Origin of the sequence: Paraburkholderia sp., assembly GCF_035948235.1 — a bacterium.
Lineage (GTDB): Bacteria > Pseudomonadota > Gammaproteobacteria > Burkholderiales > Burkholderiaceae > Paraburkholderia.
The window spans coordinates 1-20,714 of sequence record NZ_DASZJJ010000348.1 but is presented as its reverse complement, the minus strand read 5'-3'; the positions used below and the strand labels follow the sequence as shown (position 1 = coordinate 20,714).

The window sequence follows — 20,714 nt, the reverse complement described above, 5'->3', positions numbered from 1 at the left end:
GCGCACGCGTGTCAGGCCGAAAATACCGCCACCGCGCCTTGCAGACGCATCGCCTGTTCGTCGAGCGCATGCGCGGCTGCGGCGGCTTCCTCCACGAGCGCGGCGTTTTGCTGCGTGACCTGGTCCATTTGCGAAATCGCCTGATTGACCTGTTCGAGGCCGCGGCTCTGCTCGCCTGACGCCTGCGCAATCGCCTCGAAGACCTGTTTTGCCGAGGCGATATCGGCGCGTAGCTGCACCATCGTCGCGCCGACATCGTGCGCGCGCGTCACGCCGCCCGAGATCGACGCCGTCGAACGCTCGATCAATTCCTTGATTTCCTTCGCTGCTGTGGACGAGCGCTGCGCGAGCGAGCGCACTTCCGATGCAACCACCGCAAAACCGCGCCCCTCGGTGCCCGCGCGCGCCGCTTCGACGGCCGCGTTGAGCGCCAGAATATTGGTCTGGAAGGCGATCCCTTCGATGATCGCCGTGATCGAGGCGATTTTCTGGGCGCTGCCCGACGCCTCGTTCATCGTTTCGATCATTTGCGCCGACATCGTGTTGCCCGCGTTCACGGCATCCATTGCGCGCACGATCACCTCGCACGCGTGGCGCGCGTTATCGGCGTTCTGGCGCACTGCCTCGGTCAGCTCGTGCGTGGTCGCCGAGGTTTCTTCGAGCGCGGCGGCCTGTTGCTCGGTGCGCGAGGACAGATCGGTATTGCCCGCGGCGATCTGCGCCGCGCCCACCTTGACGGCCTCCACGCCGTGCGTCACCGAGCCGACGATGGTCTGTAGCGAAGTCTGCATCGCATCCATGGCCGCGAGCAGACGGCCGGTTTCATCGGTGCGGTCGCGCTCGATCCGGCTGTCCAGACGCCCGGCGGCGATTGCCTGCGCGGTTTCTACGGCGCGCGCGAGCGGGTCGCGGATCGCGCCCACCAGCCAGCGCCCGGCGAGTGCCGCGCACAACACCGCCAGCGCCGCTGCCAGCGCAACGCTCGCGTAGATCGTGTGGCGCAGCGACGCGAGTTCAACGGTGCGGGCATCGATGCCTGCGCGCTCGGCTTTATCGAGCGCATCGACGGCGGCAATCATGTCGCCCGTGCCCAGATAGCTGCCGAAGCTCTCGGTGAGTTCGCTCAACTGTGCGAGCGTGGCGCTGCCTTCGTTGACGTGCGTGCGCATCGCGAGCAGCGGATCGACGACCTTCGTCTCCCAGATGTCGTACTGGGCGACGGCGGTATCAACGAGCTGATTGCGCGCCGCATCGGCGGGATCGAGCGCCTTGATGGCGGCCATCCGCGCGCGGAAGTCGCCGATGTGATCGACTTTCCACTTCATATGGCCGGGCTGTCCGTCCAGGTTATAGGCCAGCACCGACCAGATGATGTTGAGGTAATCGGCGCTGGCGTCCTTGACCAGCCGTTGCGCCTGCACGGACACCGCGTTTTGCTGCTGCTTCTGGTCGATGGCGTTCAGGCCGTACCAGCACACGGCCGAACTCACGAGAAAGACCGCAATGACGACGCAGAACGCCGTGGTCAACTTCTTGCCGATAGACAGGTTCTGCATCTTCATGGTCACGTCGCATCGATGAAATGCGAAGCGCATTCGCCCCGTTGGTTTTTAATTGTAATACGGTATACCAACATATTTGGACAGGCAACTGTTATTGGTATATGGAATACCATGATGGTCAGACAAGGCAATCGAGCGCTGCCGAGAGGCGCGTACGATGCGTCTTGCATACCCCTCGCGGCTTCCTACAATACAAGTCGAACCGCGCTTTTCGCATCGTCAAAGCCTCCTGAATCTATCCGGCCGCACAGGCCTGTCCGCTTCTCGCCTACCCATCTTTATCCGGTGCTACGTGCTACCAGCAGGCGCTACCCGGCGCTACCCGAGGGGGTAGGCAGCCGTGATCGACCGTGTCAAACGGAGGCAATGATGAGCTACCACCTTGAAGGCCGTCTGCTTGAGGTCTGCAACTGCCGCGTGCTGTGCCCATGCTGGATCGGCGAAGATCCCGATTTCGGCACCTGCCAGTCCATCGTTTCCTGGCACTTCGACCAGGGCGCGATCGATGGCGTCGATGTCGCGGGCTGCACGATCGCCGCGGTGTGCAATATTCCGGGCAACGTGCTGGCGGGGAACTGGTCGGTGGCGATCTATCTCAACGACACCGTCACCGACGCCCAGGAGGCGGCGCTTCTCAAGGTGTACACGGGGCAGGCGGGCGGCCCCGTCGCCGACCTCGCGAAGCTGATCGGCAACGTCGTATCGGTGGAGCGCGCGCCAATCCAGTTCGATGTCATGGGCGGCAAGGGCACGCTCAAGATCGGCCAGGACTATCACGCCGATCTCGAGCCGTACGTGGGGCCGAACGGCGCGACCACGACTTTGTCGGACACGGTGTTTTCCACGGTTCCCGGCGCGCCGGTGTTCGTCGGCAAGGCGCCGCAGTACCGCGCGATGAACGCGGCGCTGGGCATCGACGTGAGCCTGAAAGATCACAACGCACTGCAAAGCACTTTCCGCTTTGACGCCTGAAGTCAGGGGCGGACATGCCTGGCGCCGTGCGTCATCGACGTGTCTTTCTGCCCGTGCTCGGCCTCATGGTCGTGCTTGCGTGGGCGACCTTGTGGTTCTGGGCACGCAGTCCCTATGGGCGCTATCTGGAACATGGCGATGCGCTGTCGTCGGGGCCGGCCGCGGGGTTGTGCCGCGCGATTCCCGGCGGCTCGCCGGTCCTGCAAGCCGTGCTCTACGCGCTTTCATGGACGCTCATGATGATGGCGATGATGCTGCCGACCACGCTCTCCCTCTTCAACGCGGTCGAGCGCATCGTCGCGGGACGGCCCGACCGGATGCGCGTGTTGTGGCTGCTTTACCTCGGTTATCTCGCGGTGTGGAGCGCGTTTGGTTTGCTGGCGCATGGGCTGCACACGCTGCTGTTGAGCGGCGTTGCGCGCGTGCCCGCGATGATCGGCAATGGCTGGCTGATTGGCGCGGCGACCCTGGCGTGCGCGGGTGCGTTTCAGTTCAGCAAGCTCAAGTATCGATGTCTGGAGCAATGCCGCACGCCCTTGAGTTTCGTGATCGGCCATTGGCGCGGCCGCGCGCCGGGGCGTGAAGCGTTCGAACTGGGCCTGCGCCATGGGCTCTTCTGCGTCGGCTGTTGCTGGGCGCTGATGCTGCTGATGTTCGTGGTCGGCGCAGGCAGTCTGGGCTGGATGCTGGTGCTCGCGTGCGTGATGGCAGTCGAGAAGAATCTGCCGTGGGGCAAGCGGGTCGGTGCGCCGCTGGGCGCGGCCTTGCTGATGTGGTCGGCGGTGCTGGTCGTCAGCCACGGTTGAATGACGGGTGAACCTATGAGTGCGGATACGCATCTCGTTCAGCCCGCGGCGCGCACCGGATTGCTCACCGGCATCGCGATGATCGCATTTGCGTCCAATTCGCTGCTGTGCCGACTGGCCTTGCAGCACGCCAGCATCGATGCAGCAAGCTTTGCGAGTATCCGGCTGGTCTCGGGCGCGGCGATGCTCGGCGTACTGGCACGCTTGAACACTGGCCGCGCGCCACGGGCGCGTGCGGACTGGATCGCGGCGACGGCGCTCTTTGCCTATGTCGCGTTCTTCTCGTTCGCGTATCTGAGTGTGAGTGCGGGTACGGGCGCCTTGATCCTGTTCGGCGCCGTGCAGCTCACCATGTTCGCCGCCGGCCTGCGCGCGGGCGAGCAGTTCGCGCCGCTGGCGTGGCTGGGTCTTGCGCTTGCGCTCGCGGGGCTGCTTTATCTGGTCTCGCCCGGCGTGACCGCGCCTACGCCCCTGGGTGCGGTGCTGATGGGCGCGGCCGGCGTCTCGTGGGGCGTGTACTCGCTGCGCGGGCGTCGAGCCGCCGATCCGCTGTCGGCCTCGGCGGCGAATTTTCTCTGCGCGGCGCCGATGGCCCTCGTCCTGAGTCTGTTGCTGCACAACGGCTTTCACGCGGCCCCAACGGGAATTGCGCTGGCGATAACCTCGGGCGCGGTGACGTCCGGCATCGGCTACGTAGTCTGGTACGCCGCGCTCAAGGGGCTATCCGCGATGCGCGCCGCGACCGTGCAGCTATCGGTGCCGCCCATCGCCGCGTTTGGCGCTGCGCTGCTGCTCGCGGAGCCTATGACGATGCGCCTCGTGTGCGCCTCGGCGGCGATTCTTGGCGGCATTGCGCTCGTGCTGGCAAGCCGCACTCGCGCCGCGCATCGGTGATGCTGCCTGATAGACGATAGAGAGGCGATAGAGATCGTTATCATTGACAGCCTCGCTCTGTCCCCACTCAGCACAGTCACCTCTGCACGAATCGGGGCAGAAGGGGTACGCTTGAGAGTACGACGCCGAACCCCATTTATCTTTCGTGAACCAGCGCATCCGTCCCCCTTTGCCCCCTGCATGGCCATTTCCGCCGAGTCGCGACATCACGGGTCGCGCCTTCGGCGATCTCGTCGCGCTGCAGTATCGGGGCGCCAATGTGTGGCTCTGGAAGTGCCGCTGCGGCGCGCACCTGAGCGCCACGCTCGACCAGGTGGAAAGCGGGCAGACGCGCGATTGTGGCTGCCGCGCACAACGTCAGGTCTGGCGCTCGCGGCCGGGATCGCCGTCGCTCAAGGGCGGCGAGGTGTTCGGTCAACTGACGACCGAACGCTACGCGGGCGACGGTCTGTGGGTATGCCGCTGCGAATGCGGCGCGGAAGTCAACGTGAGCGCCGGGCGTCTGCGTCTGGGTCAGGCGCGCTCGTGCGGCCGCTGCTTTGGCGCGTCGAACGACTGAGCGGCCGCCGCACGCAGTAGTCGACCATCAGACCGCGGCATCCACGCAGGCATCGGCGCGCGCTTGCAGCCATGGCGCAAGCGCTTCGTGGCGCAACGGCCGCGCGTAGAGAAACCCTTGTAGCTCGTCGCAGCCGATACGCTTGAGCGCCTGCGCCTCGTGCTCCTGCTCGACGCCCTCGGCCACCACGCGCAGCCCCAGTTCGTGGCCCAGCTCGACAATCGCGCGAATCACCGCGAGGTCGGCGCTCGCTTCCAGCCTGCCGTGCACGAAGGCGCGATCGATCTTGACCCGGTCGAGCGGGAAGCGATGCAGATAGCTCAGGCTCGAATAGCCGGTGCCGAAATCGTCGAGCGAGAGCTTCACGCCCAGTGCGCGGATCTCGTTGACCACGCCCAGATAGCGGTCGACGCTTTCCATCAGCACGGTTTCGGTGATTTCGAGTTCGAGGCTGCCGGGTTCCACTTGCTGCGCCGCCAGACTGTCGCGCAAACGGCTCACCAGTTGCGCATCGTCGCGTAGTTGCACCACCGAAAGATTGATCGACACGCGGATCTCAGGCAGTCCGGCCGCGCGCCAGCGCGCGATCTGACGGCATGCCTCGTCGATCACCCATGCGCCGATCGGCACGATCAGCCGCGTGTCCTCCGCAATCGGAATGAAATCCGCCGGCGACACCAGTCCCAGATGCGGATGCTGCCAGCGCAGCAGCGCCTCCACGCTCATCAGTTCGCCCGTCGTGGCATGCACGCAGGGCTGATACGCCAGCCACAGTTCGCCACGCTCCACGGCAGTGCGCAGATGCGTCTCCAGCTCCAGGCGATGACGCGTGCTTTCCGCCATTTCGCGCGAAAAGAATTTGACCAGATTGCGTCCCGCGGCCTTGGCGCGGTACATGGCGGCGTCGGCGTTCTGCATCAGCGTTTCGATATCGTCGCCGTCGTCGGGATACAGCGCGATGCCGATACTGCACGCGACCTGCAAGGTCATGCCGCCAATCCTATGCGGCTCGCGCAAGAGCGGCAGAAGCCGTTCGTCGATCAGCCGCGCGACGTTGCTGGCTTCGCCAGCGTCGCCGAGCAGCACGGTGAATTCGTCGCCGCCCAGACGGCTGACCGTATCGCCCGTGCGCACCGACTGCAACAGACGCCGCGAGACCGAGCGCAGCAGGCCGTCACCCGCATGATGGCCAAACGTGTCGTTGATGTCCTTGAAGCGGTCGAGGTCGATGAACAGCACGGCGACGCGGCCACGCGTGAGGCGCGCATGCTCGATGGCGGCGCCCACGCGCTTTGTGAACAGCGCGCGATTGGGCAGTTCCGTGAGCACGTCGTGTTCGGCGAGAAACTGGATGCGCGCTTCGCTTTTCTTGCGATCGGTGATGTCGATCAGCGTGCAGATATAGTGCGAAACGCTGCCGCGCTTGTCGCGCACGGCGCTGATCATCAGCCACGCGGGATAGTCGCCGCCCGCGCGTCTGCGCACCACGGCTTCGCCATTCCAGACGCTGGCGATATCGACGAGCGCAGTCAGTTGCGCCATCAACGGTTCGCCGTTGCTGCTGGCGACGATGAATTGCGGCAGCTTGCCGCTGAGATTGCCCGCGCGATAGCCCGTTGCGCGGTAGAACGAGGCGTTGGCGGTGAGCAGACGGCGCTCGGCGTCGAGAATGAGGATGGCCTCCGACGACGCCTCGAACACCTTCGCCCACAGTTCCAGACGCTGCTCCATCAGCTTGATCTGGTTGATCGGCGTGAATGCCGTGAGCACGGCGTCGCGGCCCTGGAAGGTGAGGCGGCGCGCCGAGAGCATGGCCCACGTCGGCTCAACGCTCGCCATCCAGCGCACCTCGAATTCGTCGATGGCGCCGCGATCGGAAAGCTGCTGGAAAAAGCGCGCCCGCACCGCGGAATCGAGTCCGTATGCCCACGGGTCGGACGTGCAACCGTTGAGCCAGTAGAGCGCGGGATGATTGGCGTGCAGCACTTCGTGGCCCGGCACGGCGGTGACCATCATCGGCACCGGCGTGGCTTCGACGAGCGCGTGCTGCGCTTCCGAGGCGCGCGCCGTGGCCGCGAGTTCCTTTTGCACATCCCGCTCGTGATCGAGTTGCGCAAGCATGTCGTTAAAGCCGCTGACGAGCTGGCCGATCTCGTCCTGGCTATGCCACGAGGCGCGCTGCCGATGGTCGCCCGTGCGCCGCACCGTATCCATCACGCGCGCGAGATGGCGCAGCGGCCGCGAGATCTGCTGCGCGACCAGATAGACCATCGAAAGAATCCCGCAGAGCAGGAACAAGGCCGTGCCCAGATGCAGCCACATGCGCGAAAAGAGGCCGCTCACGCGCGCCTGCAGCAGCGTGTCGAGTTCCGCGCCGGTTGCACTCCAGGCATCGCCCACGCGGGCGACCAGCGCCTGCTGGGCCGCGTCCGCCGCCGCGAGCGAGGCTGCGTCGGTGCCGCCCTGAGTGACGGCCAGGCGCGCGGCCCCGCGATAGGTTTCGATTGCCGCGAGCAACTGCGCCACCGGCGCGGCAAGCTTGAGCTTCACGTCTTCGTTGGCCGCGCCCGCTTCGGCGAAGTCGGAGCGCAAGCCCTGCGCCACCGCATCGAGCTGGCCTTCAAGCACCAGATAACGCGTGCTCAACTCGCGTTGCGACTGCGCATCGCGGCTGCCTTCGTGCAGGCGATGGCCGATGCCGTCTACGGCGTCGAGCAGGGCGGGATAGCGCAGGATCGAAAGCGACATCGAGTAATAGCTGTCGAGGTCGGGGTCGAGAATGAGATTCGACTGATTGCCTACGCGCGTAATCAGATCGCGGCAGGCTTCCAGCGCGTCGCGCACGGCCTGCGATTGCGCCGCCCGTGGCGCATGCGAGAGCGCGTCGAGCGCGCTGCGAAGGCGTGCGTTCAATTCTTCGCTTTGCAGGTTCGCGCCGTATTGCTGTTCGGCTTGGGCGAGCGCCGCACGCGTTTGCGCGATATGCGGCGAATCATATTGCCCACCCGCGCCACGCACGGCGACATCGACGAGCGCTTCACGCACCGTGGCCAGATAGGTATTGCCGATGATTTCCTTTTGCGAGAAATCGATCGACATATATTTTTCGTGAATCAGGATGCTGCTGATATAGACGACCGCGCTCAGATCGAGCAGATAGATCAGCAGCAGCTTGCGGCCGACGCGCAAGCGCCCGAGCAGTCGTATAAACGGATTGTGCTTCATCGCATGCGCCAGGATGACACCAAGGTTTACGCCGCATTCTGAACTGTAATTCGGCGTGGCCAATATCAGCGCCGCGTTTTTAAAACGCGGCTTACCACTGCGTAACGGCAAGGCTGCGTGTCGGCTTGAGCACGATGACGCCAATTCACCGCGCTGGCGTGCAGATTCCTTGATGTGGTGCGCTTGTGCACCGGCGTGGCGCTGAAATGGTTATTCATGAGCAACGCAGTTCGTTGCTTGCGCAACAGCTTGTGCGCACTTGATCGCTGGCGGCGATCGTTGCGCGCACATTAAATCTTTCACATAACTTTCATTATTGCCCGGCACACTGCGAATTGATTACGATTCTTTCATTCGCAGGGTTTTTCATGACAATAAATTCCAGCAAGCACGCGCTGGCTGCTTCGCTTCTTTCGATCGTCGCGCTTACTGCGCTTAGCGCTTGCGGCGGCGACCCTGCCTCTCCCGCCAAAACGCCCACAGAGGATTCGGCCACGCCTTCCAGCGGCGCTTCGGACGCGGCCACGACGCCCGACACCGCATCGCAACCCGCCGCCACCACGCCCGGCAAGTGGCAGGCCGCAGCGGCGGGGCAGGTGATCGACGTGACGCTCGGCGATCTGCATCCGACCCAGGCCGCGCTGGGCTACGACCAGATCTATTACAAGCTCGGCCGCTACGAAGCCGATATGACCAAGGAGTTCGACGACTTCTGTGCGGACGAAGGGCTGACGGGTCTGGCCAGCAACGGCTCGACCTCGGCATCGACGCTCACCGATGCGACGTCCTATACCTGCACGGTGACCGACACGACCCAGCGCGATACCTCGGTGCTCAACCCGGTTGTGATCGGCCCGAACGGCGACACGCTGTATCTGACCGACGGACATCACGGGTCGTCGACGTATTACGAGGTGCCCAACGGCGGCCCGACGGTGCACGTTCATGTGGTGGTCAAGGACAATCTCAGCGCGTATTCGGGCAGCACGTTCTGGGCGGAAATGCAGAGCCGTGGCTACACGCGGCTCAAGGACGCCAACGGCGCGGCCATCACGCCCGAGCAGTTGCCCACGGGTCTCGGCCTGAAGCTCGGCATGCAGAACGATGTCTACCGCTCGCTCGTCTATTTCACGCGCGACGTGGGCTATAGCAAGCCGACGCCTTCGACCGATTTCCTCGAGTTCTACTGGGCCGACTGGCTGCGCACGACGTTCCCGCTCACGGGCTATACGCTGACGAAGGCGGGCACGACCGATCCCGATCCGGCCACGGCGGACACGGGCTATCTGAACGCGGTGTGGAACGCATCGGTGAAGATGGTGGCTTCGACCGACGGCGAAATCTCCGGCCTCACGGGTGCGCAACTTGGCCGCCTCGCGCAGATCAATGCGGGCAAGGCCTATACAAAGGGCACATTCGGCGATCTGCTCAAGCCGATTACCGCTTCGAAGCCCGGCAAGATTGCCTACGCGATCGACTACAAGACGCGTCACGGCATCCAGTAACGCGTTATGGCGAAGCCGCCGGGCAGCGCGCCCGGCGGAATGTGGAACCCAGAAACGCCGCCGCCGTGGGTGATAGACTTCGCCCCTTGAACCCACGGAAAATCGGCAAGACAGGATGGACGAAGCAAAAACGGACGTGCCGGAAGACGGCGAATATCTGGCGATCTGCCGGGAAAATAACCCTCTTTCGGCCGCTGCGAATGGCCATGCGCAGGTTTTTCCGCGCGCACAGGTCACGGTGAAAGACGGCTGGGCGACGTTCTATCACGACGGCCTGGAAGTCTGGAACTGCAATGCGCGCTATGCGGCGGCCAACTTCGTGCTGCAGAAGGCATAGCGCTCGTAGCCTCAATCACACCCATAATCGATAGATCCAGAACGATTCGTCCTCGGCGAAACGCCGCGCGAATTCGTTTGGAGAAAAGCCTGTGGTGCGTTTCACGGCGCGGCTCAAATGCGCCTGATCGGCGAAACCTTCGTCGTGTGCGATCGCGGCCCAATCCGGCGCCTCTCCGGCCTCGTATTGCGCGCGCGCGTTGAAGAATACGCCCTCGGTCTTGACGAGCGCCTGCCATTCACGCAACGAGCGCCCGCTAAACGCCTTGATGCGCCGTTCCACATGTCGCGGACTCTGCGAGCGCCGCCATTCGTGGGCCTGCCACGCGAGCCGTTTCACCCAGTAGCGGCCCGCTTCCCGCAGCGACGGCAGTATCGGGCTGGCGCCGCTCAGGGCGCGCCATCGAGGCGTGAGGTGATGCTGGATCGTCGCGAGCACATCAGCGTCGCTTTCCGAGGCGAGTAACGCGTCAAATAGCGTGTGCCATGCGCTGCCGGTCAGCGCGCGCGCATCGACGATCACGTCCTGAATCACGGACAGATCGATCTGGAACAGGGCCTGCGCGGCGTCCGCTTCGAAGCAGATCATTCCGGCGCGCCCGCTGCCTGGCGCCCAGCAGGTTGTGGGATGCAAATGGCTGCCGGACAGCACGACCGGCGCATTGAACGGCCGCCATTCGTGACCCTGATCGGTCTGCTCGATACGACCCGCATCGACGTCCTGAAACCACGTGAGGCACACCATCGGCGAGGCAGGGAAGTGCGTCAGGCGTTGCGCATCGCTCAACGCGAAGCCGCGCGTATCGCGGCAGAGCACGGCGATGACCGCCCCTTGCAGGCCAGGCGGGGCGAGATGAAGCCGTGCGTGCGGACGGCGCTCGCCTTGCGTTGCGAGCGGCGCACGCGCGAGCGGATCGGGGCAGGCTGCAAGATGGGGCGTCGATTCCATGAGCGGGCAGTATAGGGAGGTCGGGTCGGGCTGTCGATGTCGTTTGCGTTCAAGAAAAGGCGTGGCTGCCGGTCCAGAATCAGGTCCATGATCAACGTGGCCACCTGAAACCATGAATATGCCATCCGAGCGTCAATGTCCGTTTCATCGCAACGCGTCGCCGGTCGCGCACGCGGCGCTTTCCCCGACGGCGTGGCCGCCCGGTCCGCAGGCCGGGCTCACCGGCTGGCGTCTGCTGCGCGCCATGTCGCGCGACTTGCCTGGCACACTGGCCGCGTGGCAACAGGCGTTTGGCGACGTCGTGCATCTGCGCCTCTGGCCGGAGCATGAGGTGGTGGTCACCGATCCGCAACTTGCGCGCGAGCTGCTGGTGACCCATCACGATGCGTTGATTCGCTGGGAACGCGGCATCCGCATCTTTTCCCAGGTGCACGGGCATAGCGTCCTGACTGCTGAAGGCGAGGCCTGGCGCAGTCGTCGTCATGCATTGATCGGCAGTTTCTCTCCGCGCTCCGTGCAAGACTTTGCGCCAACCATCGTCCAGGCAACGACGCAGGCGTTCGCGCAGTGGCCGCACGGCGACGCGAACTGGCCGGTCGAAAGCGCGCTCACCACGCTCACCATGGACGTGATTCTGCAGATGATGTTTTCGGGCAGCATCGGCGAGGATGTGAGTGCGGTGGCAGAGGCCATTCGCGTGACGAGCGCCGCCGCCAACGCGGAATTCTACTGGCCGGCGAGCATGCCTGACTGGATGCCATGGAAGCGGCAAAAGCGGCAATCGATCAGGACTCTGAAGGATTTGATCGAGCGGCAACTGCAACGCCGCCTGAGTCTGGCGCGCGACGCATGGCCAGACGATCTGCTCACGCGTCTTTTGCAATCGCGCGACGACGGATCGGCGTTGTCGCTGCAAAACGTGCGCGACGAATGCATGACCATTTTCCTCGCGGGCCATGAAACCACGGCGGCGACCCTCGTGTGGTGGGCATGGTGCATGGCGTCGAACCGCGAGGCGCAGCGCATCGCCCGCGATGAAGTCGAGCGCGTGCTGCAAGGCCGTGCGCCAACGCTCGAGACGCTGCCGGCGCTGGGCTATCTGACGCAAACGCTCAAGGAGACGTTGCGGCTCTATCCGGTCGCGCCGCTGCTCATCAGCCGCCGCGCCACGCGAGCCGTGCAACTGGGCGACTGGAGCCTGCCTGCGGGCACGCTGTTCATGATCCCCGGGCATTTGATGCATCACGACCCGCGCTGGTTTGCCGATCCTGAAGCGTTCCGGCCCGAGCGCTTCGCGCCCGATGCCCCGGAATTGCCGCGTGGCGCGTATATGCCTTTCGGAGCCGGCCCGCGCGTGTGTCTGGGGCAGCACCTGGCGATGACGGAGATGACGGTCATCGCCGCCATGTTGCTGCAACGCTTCACGCTGGGCGTGCCGCAAGGCGCGGCGCCGCCGCGCCCGGTGTTCAACGTGACGCTGCGGCCCGCCCAGCCGTTGCATCTGGCGATCTCGGGTGCGTAGAGGCCGCCTCTATCGGCGCGTCCCGGTATGGCCTCATGCACAAGACGCCGCGCACGCGGGCCGCAGCGTGCCCGCAAAGCACAGCCATAGCGCCAGCGAACCCACCGATACGGTGCCCAGCGCGAGAAACGCGCCCGCATAGCCGAACTGCTGTGCGAGCGTGCCGCCCAGCAAGGGGCTGAGCGCAGCTCCCACGCCTTGCGCCGTGGCAACCGCGCCTTGCGAGACATTCACGCGGCCCGTGCCTTCCATGAGACGCACGACTAGCGCGGGCACGGCGACGCTCTGCAGCCCGGCGCCGATGCCATCGAGAATCTGCACGGGCCACACGCCCGCGCCATTCATGACGAGCGCCGCCAGAACGCCGCGCACCGGCAGCGCGCACCACGAAACCAGCAACACCCACCAGTAGCCATGTTTGCGGATAAAACGTGGCGCGAGCCACGCCGCGCCGACCATGACGCATTGCGCGATCACGATGGTTTGCGCCGTAAAGGCGCTGGGATTGCCGCGATGGGCCGCCACGACGCCCATGCCGTAAAGCGGCAGCATCGCTGCATTGCCGAGGTGAAAGAGCGCGAGCGAAGCGCCCAGAAGCGCAAGCGGGCGATTGACGAACAGCGAACGCAACCGGCCCGGCGATCGCGGCTGGGCTGCCTGACGTTGTGCCTGATCGCCATCGAGACCCCGCGCGCTGGCGTAGTCGATCGCCTGCGCGGGGATGAGCAGCACGCTGACGACTGCAAGCACAGCGAAGATCGCGGCCAGCGCGAACACCGCATTGAAGCCGTAATGCCAGCCGAACCAGCCGGCCAGCGCCGCCCCCGCGACATTGCCGGCGTGATTCGCCATCTGGTTGCGGCCAAATTGACGGTCGAAACCGCTCGCGCGCACCATGCCGAGCGTGACGCCTGCGAGCGCAGGCAGCAGCACGGAAGCGCTCACCGCCGCCACGATCTGCGATCCCGCCACGCCCGCATAACTGCGCGTGTACACGAGCGCCAGCGACGCCAGCGTCGTTGCGAGCGTGGCCGCGACGATCAGCGCGCGCTTCGAGCGGGTGGCGTCGACGACTGCACCGGCCAGCGGCGTGGCGACCATCGCCGCAAGCCCGGCCAGCGACATGACCGAGCCGATCTCATCGGCGCGCCAGCCTCGGTCCAGCAGAAACACGCCGATAAACGGCCCGATGCCGGCTTGTACGTCAGCCATGAAGAAGCTCAGTGCTTCCAGTGCGAGGGTGGCTTTCATGGCCTTTGCAGGGAAGGAGATCGCGGCAGCGTTCGCGAGGGACGTGAGGTCAATCCATATGGTCAATTCATGTGGTCAATTCGCGCGAGCAATTCGCGGACCCACGTTCGGCAGCGCGGCGTCACCCGCACGCTACAATCGCCCGACGCCAATGACCGTCCCAGCCTTTCAAAAAGCATGGCCCGTCCCTCCTTGCGCAATGCGAGATCTTCTCCTGTGCTGTCGCGGCTCGCGTTATGGGGGCCGGGACTGCTCGTGATGCTGGCGGACTGCGATGCCGGCAATGTCGTGACCGCCGCGCAGGCGGGCGCACAAGCGGGCCTGCGCTTGTTGCCCGTGCTGCTGGCGCTCGTGCCGCTGCTTTACATGGTCCAGGAACTCACCGTGCGGCTTGGTATTTTTACCGGCCGCGGTTTTGGCGAACTGGTGCGCGCACGCTTCGGATCGCTATGCGCGGGCCTGGCCGCAGCGGGACTGATCGTCGCCGTGCTCGGCTCGCTCGTGACCGAATTCACCGGCGTGGCCGGTGTCGGCGAAATGTTTGGCGTATCGCGTGCGATCTCGCTGCCGCTTGCCGTTGCGGTGCTGTTCGGCATCGTGCTGACCGGCTCGCACCGGCGCGTCGACCGGATCGTCATCGCCATTGGTATTTTCGATCTCGCTTTTTTCGCCGTGGCGTGGAGCGCCCGCTCGCAATTTCACACGATGATCGGGCAAATGACGCATCTACCCATCGGCGATCGCGAATTCGGCTATCTCGCCGCGGCGCTGATTGGCGCAACCTTCAATCCGTGGATGGTGTTCTATCAGCAGGCGGCGGTCGCGGATACGCTCAGCGCGAACAATCTCGCGTCGGCGAGAATCGAAACCGCCGTGGGCGCCGTGCTTACGCAATTGCTGACAGGTGCGGTACTGGTCGCGGCCGCGGCGACGTTGTCGGCGCATGGTTTGCCGCGTTCGCTGGGCAGCATCGGCGAAATCGGCAATGCGCTCGTTGCCGAACTCGGTCCATTCGCGGGACGGCTTTTGTTCGGCGCGGGTGTGCTCGCAGCAGCGCTGGTGGCGGCCATCGTGAGTTCGCTGGCGCTCGCGTGGGGGCTTGGCGAAGTGTTCGGCTATGCGGCGTCGCTGGAAGCGCGTCCGGCGCGCGCGCCGTGGTTTTACGCGGCCTATGCGCTGTCCGTCGCGGGCAGTGCCGGTTTCGTGTGGCTATCGCCGGACCTGGTCTCGCTGAACGTGGCGGCGCAGGTCGTCAATGCGCTGATGCTGCCGTTCGTGGTGGTGATGCTCGTTGCGCTCAGCGTCACGGTGTTGCCGAAGCCGCAGCGGCCGCGTGGGCTTTATCTGTGGCTCGTGATCGTCGTGGGTGCGATTGTGTGCGCCGCCGGTGTGTGGGGCGCGATTCAGGGCTGGCGGCCAGTGCAGATTGAGGGCCTGTCGCTTTCGCAGCGCTAGTTTCACACGCATTTTTCCAGTCGAAATGAAAAAACGCGGCATCCGGTGAGGGATGCCGCGCCTGATGTATTGACGCCTGAATTCGAACTCGCGCCTTGCTTACACATCTTGCAGTATCAATTGCCGAAGTAGGTGGGCTTCATGCCGGGCGCGCCGGTGTGTGCGGGTTGCGCGGGTTGTGCGGATTGTGCGGATTGAGCCGGGCCACCCGAAGCATCGGAACCCGGCATGACGCCGCCGTAGCCGCTGCCTGCTTGCGGCGTGTATTCGCCGCTCGTGACTTCACGCACCTGTTCCTTGCCCACGCGCGCCTCGGCGGCCTGAACCTGACGCGGATACGAAGCCTGATCGCCCATCGACGTGTCGTAACCCGAGTGCTCCAGACGCGCCTGATCCTGCTTGACCTGTGCGCGCGTCAACCCATCGTTACCTGCAAGACCTGGCTCTACGACCGGCGTCTGGGCCTGCGCAAGTGCGGCTAGCGGAACGGCAAAAAGTGCCGCGATGGCGGCAACGTGCTTGATCGTCTTCATCAACGTTCTCCCATGGAAGTGGCGAAGTACACCTGCACTAGCGCATGTGCTGTGCCACGCGCGCCGCGAACGGCGAAAAAAGCACGCGAGGAATCGATGCGCGCGCCACTAAATGGGGACGCAATTCGCGGGCCGTAATTCGGGGGACGTAATTGCCCTTGCTGACACGCGCGCCATAAAAAACGCCCGCAACGCGTGAGCGCTGCGGGCGTTTGTGGACGTCGCGGCGGGATGGCTCCTGCCGCGCGTTTGGCGTGTCGCTTAGAAGCGGTGACGCAGGCCGAGGTTCACGAGGGTCTGCGAGCCCGTGCCGCTGTAACCGTACGAACCAATCGACGCTTGCGCCGAGGTCACTTCGCCGTCTTCCTGGCGCGTCGTGCCGCTGGCGTGCTGGTAAGCCGCCGTCACGTAGACATCGGTGCGCTTGGACAGGTTGTAGTCGCCGCCCAGCGAGAACTGGTGGTAGTTCGCCGAGGTGTCGCCGCTAGCGTGCGTGTAGCTGTAGCCCGCGCCGACCAGCAGCGCCGGGGTTGCTTGGTACGCGAGGAAACCTTGTCCCGTGTTGTACTTCTGCTTGCTCTCGAATGCCGAGTTAGCGTCCGCCGCGTACTGCGCGTTGCTGTAGCCCAGGCCGAAGATAAACGAGCCGAGCGTGTACTGAGCCGCCACGCGTGCGATCTGCAGCGAGTGCGCCGTCGTATAGCCGTTGTTGATCGCGCTGTCGAACGTGCCGCCGTCCGAGGTGCTCGTCCAGCCACTGCGATCGCCTGCGCTGTTAGCTGCGTAGTAGTAGCCGGCTGCGACTGCCAGCGGGCCGTTGTTGTATGCGAGCGCTGCCGAGTACGACTGTTCCGCGCCCGTCGAGCCGGCGACGCCGCCGAACGAGTACATGACTTCGGCCTGCAGGCCGCGATAGACCGGCGAGGTGTACTTGACCGCGCTGTTCACGCGGAAGCTGTTGTCGTAGTTATCGACGTCGCCTGCCGTGGCGAACACCGAGCCGAAGTAGTTGTCGGCGGTGATGCCCTGGATCAGATCGACCAGCGGATCATACTGGCGGCCCAGCGTGAGCGTGCCGTACTGATCGCTTGCCAGACCGACGAACGCCTGACGGCCGAACATCGCACCGCCCTGTCCCGCTGCACCCGTAGACGGGTTGAAACCGTTTTCGAGCTGGAAGATTGCCTTGAGGCCGCCACCCAGATCTTCCGAACCCTTCACGCCCCAGCGCGAACCGGCCAGATTGCCGTAGCTGCTGTTGCCAAGTGCCCAGAGGTTCTTGCTACCGCTTGCGTGGCTCACGTAGGTGAGGGAGGTATCGATGACACCGTAGAGCGTGACGCTCGATTGGGCGTGGGCCGTACCGGCGATGCCGAACGCGGCAAATGCAGCGAGAGTAAGGGCGCGTGATTTCATCTATAACTCCGTTTTGTTGTGGAACTGCTTTTGATTCAAGGCCCGAAGGCTATATTGCGCATTGGGACCTGCGCAAGACCCAATAAAAAATTCGTAGCAAAATTGTGACACCGTCGATAATGCAATTCGATGCTTGAAAGTATGTTGCGTGCGCAATTAGTTTTAACGAATCAATGACTTGATAGTCTGAATTCTGGGCGCGAAAGACATTTATTACGCGTTGGGAAGATTTAATTTTGATGCGTAGCAGAATGCTGCGGCAACGCGCTGACGTGTTGATGAATGCGGAGATGTTGCGCGCGCGAAGGAGGGGATTTGCCTGAAGCGAGGCCAAAGTGCGACGAATGCGCACAATGAAAAAAGCCCCGCTACATGAGCGGGGCTATAAAGCGTGGATAACTGTCTGAAACAAAAAACAGTTGAATGAATTGTATGGCAAGAGACTTCGCGCATAAATTCAATTTCCGCAATAATATCGTGACAGATTCGCTATAAATAAAGCGCCATGCGACACGGCATGGCTGCGCGATGGTTATCGATCTGGCGAACGCCGTTGCGCTACACGCCGTGAGGCGACGTCATGCGCGACATGGCATCATGCCGGAGCCGACGCGATTGTCGGTTGCGCGGTTCGCCGCGGAACATCAACGCCGTCTACGTAGCCCAGAACTATGTCGCGCGCAATTCCACAGAATCCCGTCGAGCCGCAAAAGCCGCGCCGTGCGTGGCTGCGAATCCTGCAGGTCGTCGTTATCGTTGTGATTGTCGTTCTGGCGGCAGCGGTTCTGGCCGGTTGGCTGGTACTGCGCGCGAGCCTGCCGCAACTGGACGGCGCGCAGCCCGCGCCACTGTCCGCAGCGGTGACGGTCGAGCGTGACGCGCTGGGTGTACCGACGGTGCGTGGGAGTACGCGCGATGACGTCGCGTATGCAAGCGGTTTCGTTCACGCGCAGGACCGGTTTTTCCAGATGGACCTGTTGCGCCGCGTGGCCGCGGGCGAGATGAGCGCACTCATCGGCCCGGCGGCGCTGGCGCTGGACCGGCGCGACCGGCCCTTGCGTTTTCGGGCGCATGCACAGGCGGCACTAGCGGCGCTGCCCGCAGATCAACGACGTCTGATCGAGCGCTACACGGCAGGTGTCAACGATGGGTTGCGCTCGCTTCATGCGCGACCGTTCGAATATTGGCTGCTGCACACGCGACCCGCCGCCTGGCGCGCCGAAGACACGTTGCTCGCCGTCTACGCCATGTACTTCGACCTCCAGTACGAGCAGGTGCGGCGGGGGCTGTCGCGCGCCGCGCTCAAAGACCGCGTTCCCGCCGATCAACTCGCGTTCCTGTTGCCTGCGACCAGTCATTGGGATGCGCCTCTCGACGATGAAGGTGCATTGCCCGCGCCTACCGCATCGGTGCCCGCTTCGGCGCCATGGCTGCGCGCGAAGCAATCCGCCGCGAACGCCGAACCCGACGCCACGCCGTTGCTCGCGAACCTGCCGGGATTTGTCGCCGATGGTAGCGAGGCCGCCTCGATGATCGGCAGCAACAGCTTTGCGGTTGACGGCGCCCACGCTACGCGCGGCGGCGCGCTGGTCGCCAGCGACATGCACCTGGGCCTTGCGTTGCCGAACGTCTGGTACAGGATCTCGCTGCTTTTTCCGGTGTCCGGTGGCGGCACGCGGCGCATTACGGGCGTAAGTTTGCCGGGTACGCCGCTGGTGGTAGCGGGCAGCAATGGCCATATCGCGTGGGCGTTTACCAATAGCTATGGCCGCTTCGTCGATCTGGTCGAATTGCAGCGCGACCCGGCCGATCCGTTGCGCTACCGGGTCGCGGGAGGTGGATGGGAAAAGGCCCAGGTGATTCACGAGCGCCTCGACGTGAAGGGCGGTGCGGGCGTCGATCTGCCGGTTATCCAGACGCGTTGGGGGCCGCAGATCGTGGTCGGACAGCATGCCTATGCACTGCATTGGGTTGCGCAGGACCCGCAGGCGGTTAACCTGAATCTCATGCGGCTCGAAAGCATCACCAGCGCCGCCGATGCCTTGCACGCGGCGTCAAGCTTCGGCGTGCCGACGCAGAATTTCACGGTGGTTGATGCGCAAGGCCATATTGGCTGGACGCTGGCGGGGCCGCTGCCACGCTTCGCTGACGCTGATACCGATACCGATGCTCGCAAGACAGCAATCGCAAGTTTGCCATTTAGTTCGGATACCTATGCAGGCTGGCAGGGATATCTTGCGAGCGACGCTTACCCGATGCGTATCGATCCACCCACCGGCCGCCTCTGGACTGCGAATAACCGCACGCTGCCCCTGGCCGACGCGGCGCGTATTGGCGACGCCGGCACCGATCTCGGCGCGCGCGCCACGCAGATTCGCAACGATCTGTTGGCGCTGCCGAACGCTACCGGCGGCGACATGCTAGCGGTGCAGACGGACGACCGCGCGTTCTGGATCGACTACTGGCGGCGGGTGACGCTCGATGCGCTGGATGCACGCGCGTTGAATGGCCATCCCGAGCGTGCGGAATTCCGGCGGCTTATCGAAGCCTGGAACGGGCGTGCCGATGTCGATGCGGTCGGTTACCGTCTGGTGCGCGCGTTCTACTTCTCTCTATACGAAGCCTGGTTCGGGGCGCTCGATCATGACCTGGGCACGCTAGCGCCCGAACTGAGCTATCGCGCGGCAAACACCCGCAACGAAGCGACGATGGAAACACTCGCCGATCACCACGCATGGATACCCGACGGTTTTGCAGACTGGCAGGCTTTCATGCTCGAACGCATCGACCACTCGATCGCGCAGTTGCCGAAGGGCACGAAGCTCACAGAGGCGCGCTGGGGCGAGCGCAATCGCTCCGACATTGCGCATCCGTTTGCGCGCATGGTGCCCGCATGGCTGCCGTGGGTGCGCGGCTGGCTCAGCACGCCGAACGACCCGCTGCCAGGCGACATCAATATGCCGCGTGTGCAGTTGCCCGCGTTCGGCGCGTCCGAGCGCTTTGTGGTGTCGCCCGGGCGCGAGCAGGAGGGCATCTTCGAAATGCCGGGTGGACAGTCGGGTAACCCCATGTCGCCATATTTCATCGCTGGACATGAAGCGTGGGTGCACGGCGACGCCACGCCGTTCCTGCCGGGCAAAGCCGCGCATACGCTCACGCTCAACGCCGGAGCCGCAGACAAGGCGCCGTAATTCGACGCCCGCCGCAATCTACATCACGCGCACGCCACAGTCTCCCACCAGCATAACGGCCTGGTCGACCGAGAGTATCGTGCCCTTTAGATGCTGCAGCACGTCGGCCAGACGCAAACCACTTAGGTCTACAGATCGTAGATCCGCGCCGTCAAAGCGGCTGTTACGCAGCAGGGCGTTTCTCAGGCTGCCGCCTTCGAAAACTGCATCGCGAAAGTCGCAGTCGGACAGATCGGCATCGGAGAAATTCAATCCTTCGAGCGTTTGTTTGCGAAAGGAAAGTCCCCGCAGATCCGCGCCGACGAGCAGGGAATCGTGAAAGGTCAGCCCCAGCGTGCGGGCATCGACAAAGCGTGCGCCCGTCAGCTTTACACCGGTGAAGGTCGCAGAAGCGAGTTTTGCGCCGGTCCAGTCGGTATTGTTCAGATCGCTTTGGCAGAAGCGGGCGTCGCCCGCATTGGCGTATCGAAATCTCGCGCCCGCGCCTTTGCACGCCAGCCAGCGGCTTCTCGAAAGCTCGCAATGCTCCAGCACGGTT

The 20,714-nt window shown here is 64.2% G+C and carries 16 protein-coding genes; 9 read left to right on the top strand and 7 right to left on the bottom strand.

Going from position 1 to position 20,714, the window contains the following annotated elements:
* Nucleotides 1–11: 11 nt before the first annotated feature.
* Nucleotides 12–1,562, bottom strand: coding sequence for a methyl-accepting chemotaxis protein (locus VG320_RS30835; RefSeq protein WP_327203857.1), 1,551 nt, complete (start codon nt 1,560–1,562; stop codon nt 12–14).
* 369 nt (nt 1,563–1,931) lie between these two features.
* Here VG320_RS30835 and VG320_RS30830 point away from each other — a divergent pair, with 369 nt between their 5' ends.
* The 4 genes from VG320_RS30830 (at nt 1,932) to VG320_RS30815 (ending at nt 4,793) form a co-directional block, all read left to right on the top strand.
* Entirely contained in the window at nt 1,932–2,534 is a 603-nt protein-coding gene (locus tag VG320_RS30830) for a DUF1326 domain-containing protein (RefSeq protein WP_327203856.1), read from the top strand.
* Between the two features lie 14 nt (nt 2,535–2,548).
* The gene (locus VG320_RS30825) at nt 2,549–3,340 is read left to right on the top strand and encodes a DUF2182 domain-containing protein (RefSeq protein ID WP_327203855.1); all 792 of its coding nucleotides are present in this window, start codon (nt 2,549–2,551) and stop codon (nt 3,338–3,340) included.
* Nucleotides 3,341–4,234: a DMT family transporter gene (locus VG320_RS30820; RefSeq protein WP_327203854.1), complete on the top strand. Its 894-nt coding sequence runs from the start codon at nt 3,341–3,343 to the stop codon at nt 4,232–4,234. It begins immediately after the preceding gene.
* A gap of 145 nt (nt 4,235–4,379) precedes the next feature.
* The gene (locus VG320_RS30815) at nt 4,380–4,793 is read left to right on the top strand and encodes a hypothetical protein (RefSeq protein ID WP_327203853.1); all 414 of its coding nucleotides are present in this window, start codon (nt 4,380–4,382) and stop codon (nt 4,791–4,793) included.
* A gap of 27 nt (nt 4,794–4,820) precedes the next feature.
* Here VG320_RS30815 and VG320_RS30810 read toward each other — a convergent pair whose 3' ends face one another.
* The gene (locus tag VG320_RS30810) at nt 4,821–8,018 is read right to left on the bottom strand and encodes an EAL domain-containing protein (RefSeq protein ID WP_327203852.1); all 3,198 of its coding nucleotides are present in this window, start codon (nt 8,016–8,018) and stop codon (nt 4,821–4,823) included.
* A gap of 368 nt (nt 8,019–8,386) precedes the next feature.
* On the opposite strand from VG320_RS30810, the gene VG320_RS30805 reads away from it, so the two are divergent.
* Complete coding sequence (locus tag VG320_RS30805) at nt 8,387–9,523, top strand: ParB/Srx family N-terminal domain-containing protein (RefSeq protein WP_327203851.1); 1,137 nt, start codon at nt 8,387–8,389, stop codon at nt 9,521–9,523.
* 115 nt (nt 9,524–9,638) lie between these two features.
* Entirely contained in the window at nt 9,639–9,860 is a 222-nt protein-coding gene (locus tag VG320_RS30800) for a hypothetical protein (RefSeq protein WP_327203850.1), read from the top strand.
* A gap of 15 nt (nt 9,861–9,875) precedes the next feature.
* Here VG320_RS30800 and VG320_RS30795 read toward each other — a convergent pair whose 3' ends face one another.
* Complete coding sequence (locus VG320_RS30795) at nt 9,876–10,808, bottom strand: AraC family transcriptional regulator (protein WP_327203849.1); 933 nt, start codon at nt 10,806–10,808, stop codon at nt 9,876–9,878.
* A 112-nt stretch (nt 10,809–10,920) separates the two neighbouring features.
* Between VG320_RS30795 and VG320_RS30790 the strand changes: the two genes are divergently transcribed.
* The gene (locus VG320_RS30790; protein WP_327203848.1) at nt 10,921–12,330 is read left to right on the top strand and encodes a cytochrome P450; all 1,410 of its coding nucleotides are present in this window, start codon (nt 10,921–10,923) and stop codon (nt 12,328–12,330) included.
* Between the two features lie 33 nt (nt 12,331–12,363).
* On the opposite strand, the gene VG320_RS30785 is transcribed toward VG320_RS30790, so the two are convergent.
* Nucleotides 12,364–13,581 (bottom strand): MFS transporter, encoded by a 1,218-nt coding sequence (locus tag VG320_RS30785; RefSeq protein WP_327203847.1) that lies wholly within the window; start codon nt 13,579–13,581, stop codon nt 12,364–12,366.
* A 177-nt stretch (nt 13,582–13,758) separates the two neighbouring features.
* On the opposite strand from VG320_RS30785, the gene VG320_RS30780 reads away from it, so the two are divergent.
* Nucleotides 13,759–15,036 (top strand): NRAMP family divalent metal transporter, encoded by a 1,278-nt coding sequence (locus VG320_RS30780; protein WP_327203846.1) that lies wholly within the window; start codon nt 13,759–13,761, stop codon nt 15,034–15,036.
* Nucleotides 15,037–15,152: 116 nt separating this feature from the next.
* Here the strand turns inward: VG320_RS30780 and VG320_RS30775 are convergent, their stop codons facing one another.
* Both VG320_RS30775 and VG320_RS30770 read right to left on the bottom strand, forming a co-directional pair.
* Nucleotides 15,153–15,569 carry a DUF4148 domain-containing protein gene (locus VG320_RS30775; RefSeq protein WP_327203845.1) on the bottom strand — a complete coding sequence of 139 codons (417 nt, stop codon included), beginning with the start codon at nt 15,567–15,569 and terminating at the stop codon, nt 15,153–15,155.
* Between the two features lie 261 nt (nt 15,570–15,830).
* Nucleotides 15,831–16,985 carry a porin gene (locus VG320_RS30770; protein ID WP_327203844.1) on the bottom strand — a complete coding sequence of 385 codons (1,155 nt, stop codon included), beginning with the start codon at nt 16,983–16,985 and terminating at the stop codon, nt 15,831–15,833.
* Nucleotides 16,986–17,656: 671 nt separating this feature from the next.
* On the opposite strand from VG320_RS30770, the gene VG320_RS30765 reads away from it, so the two are divergent.
* On the top strand, nt 17,657–20,176 hold the full coding sequence (locus VG320_RS30765) for a penicillin acylase family protein (protein WP_327203843.1): 2,520 nt from the start codon (nt 17,657–17,659) through the stop codon (nt 20,174–20,176).
* Between the two features lie 18 nt (nt 20,177–20,194).
* On the opposite strand, the gene VG320_RS30760 is transcribed toward VG320_RS30765, so the two are convergent.
* Nucleotides 20,195–20,714: pentapeptide repeat-containing protein (locus tag VG320_RS30760; protein WP_327203842.1), on the bottom strand; the 520-nt coding region annotated here is incomplete at its 5' end.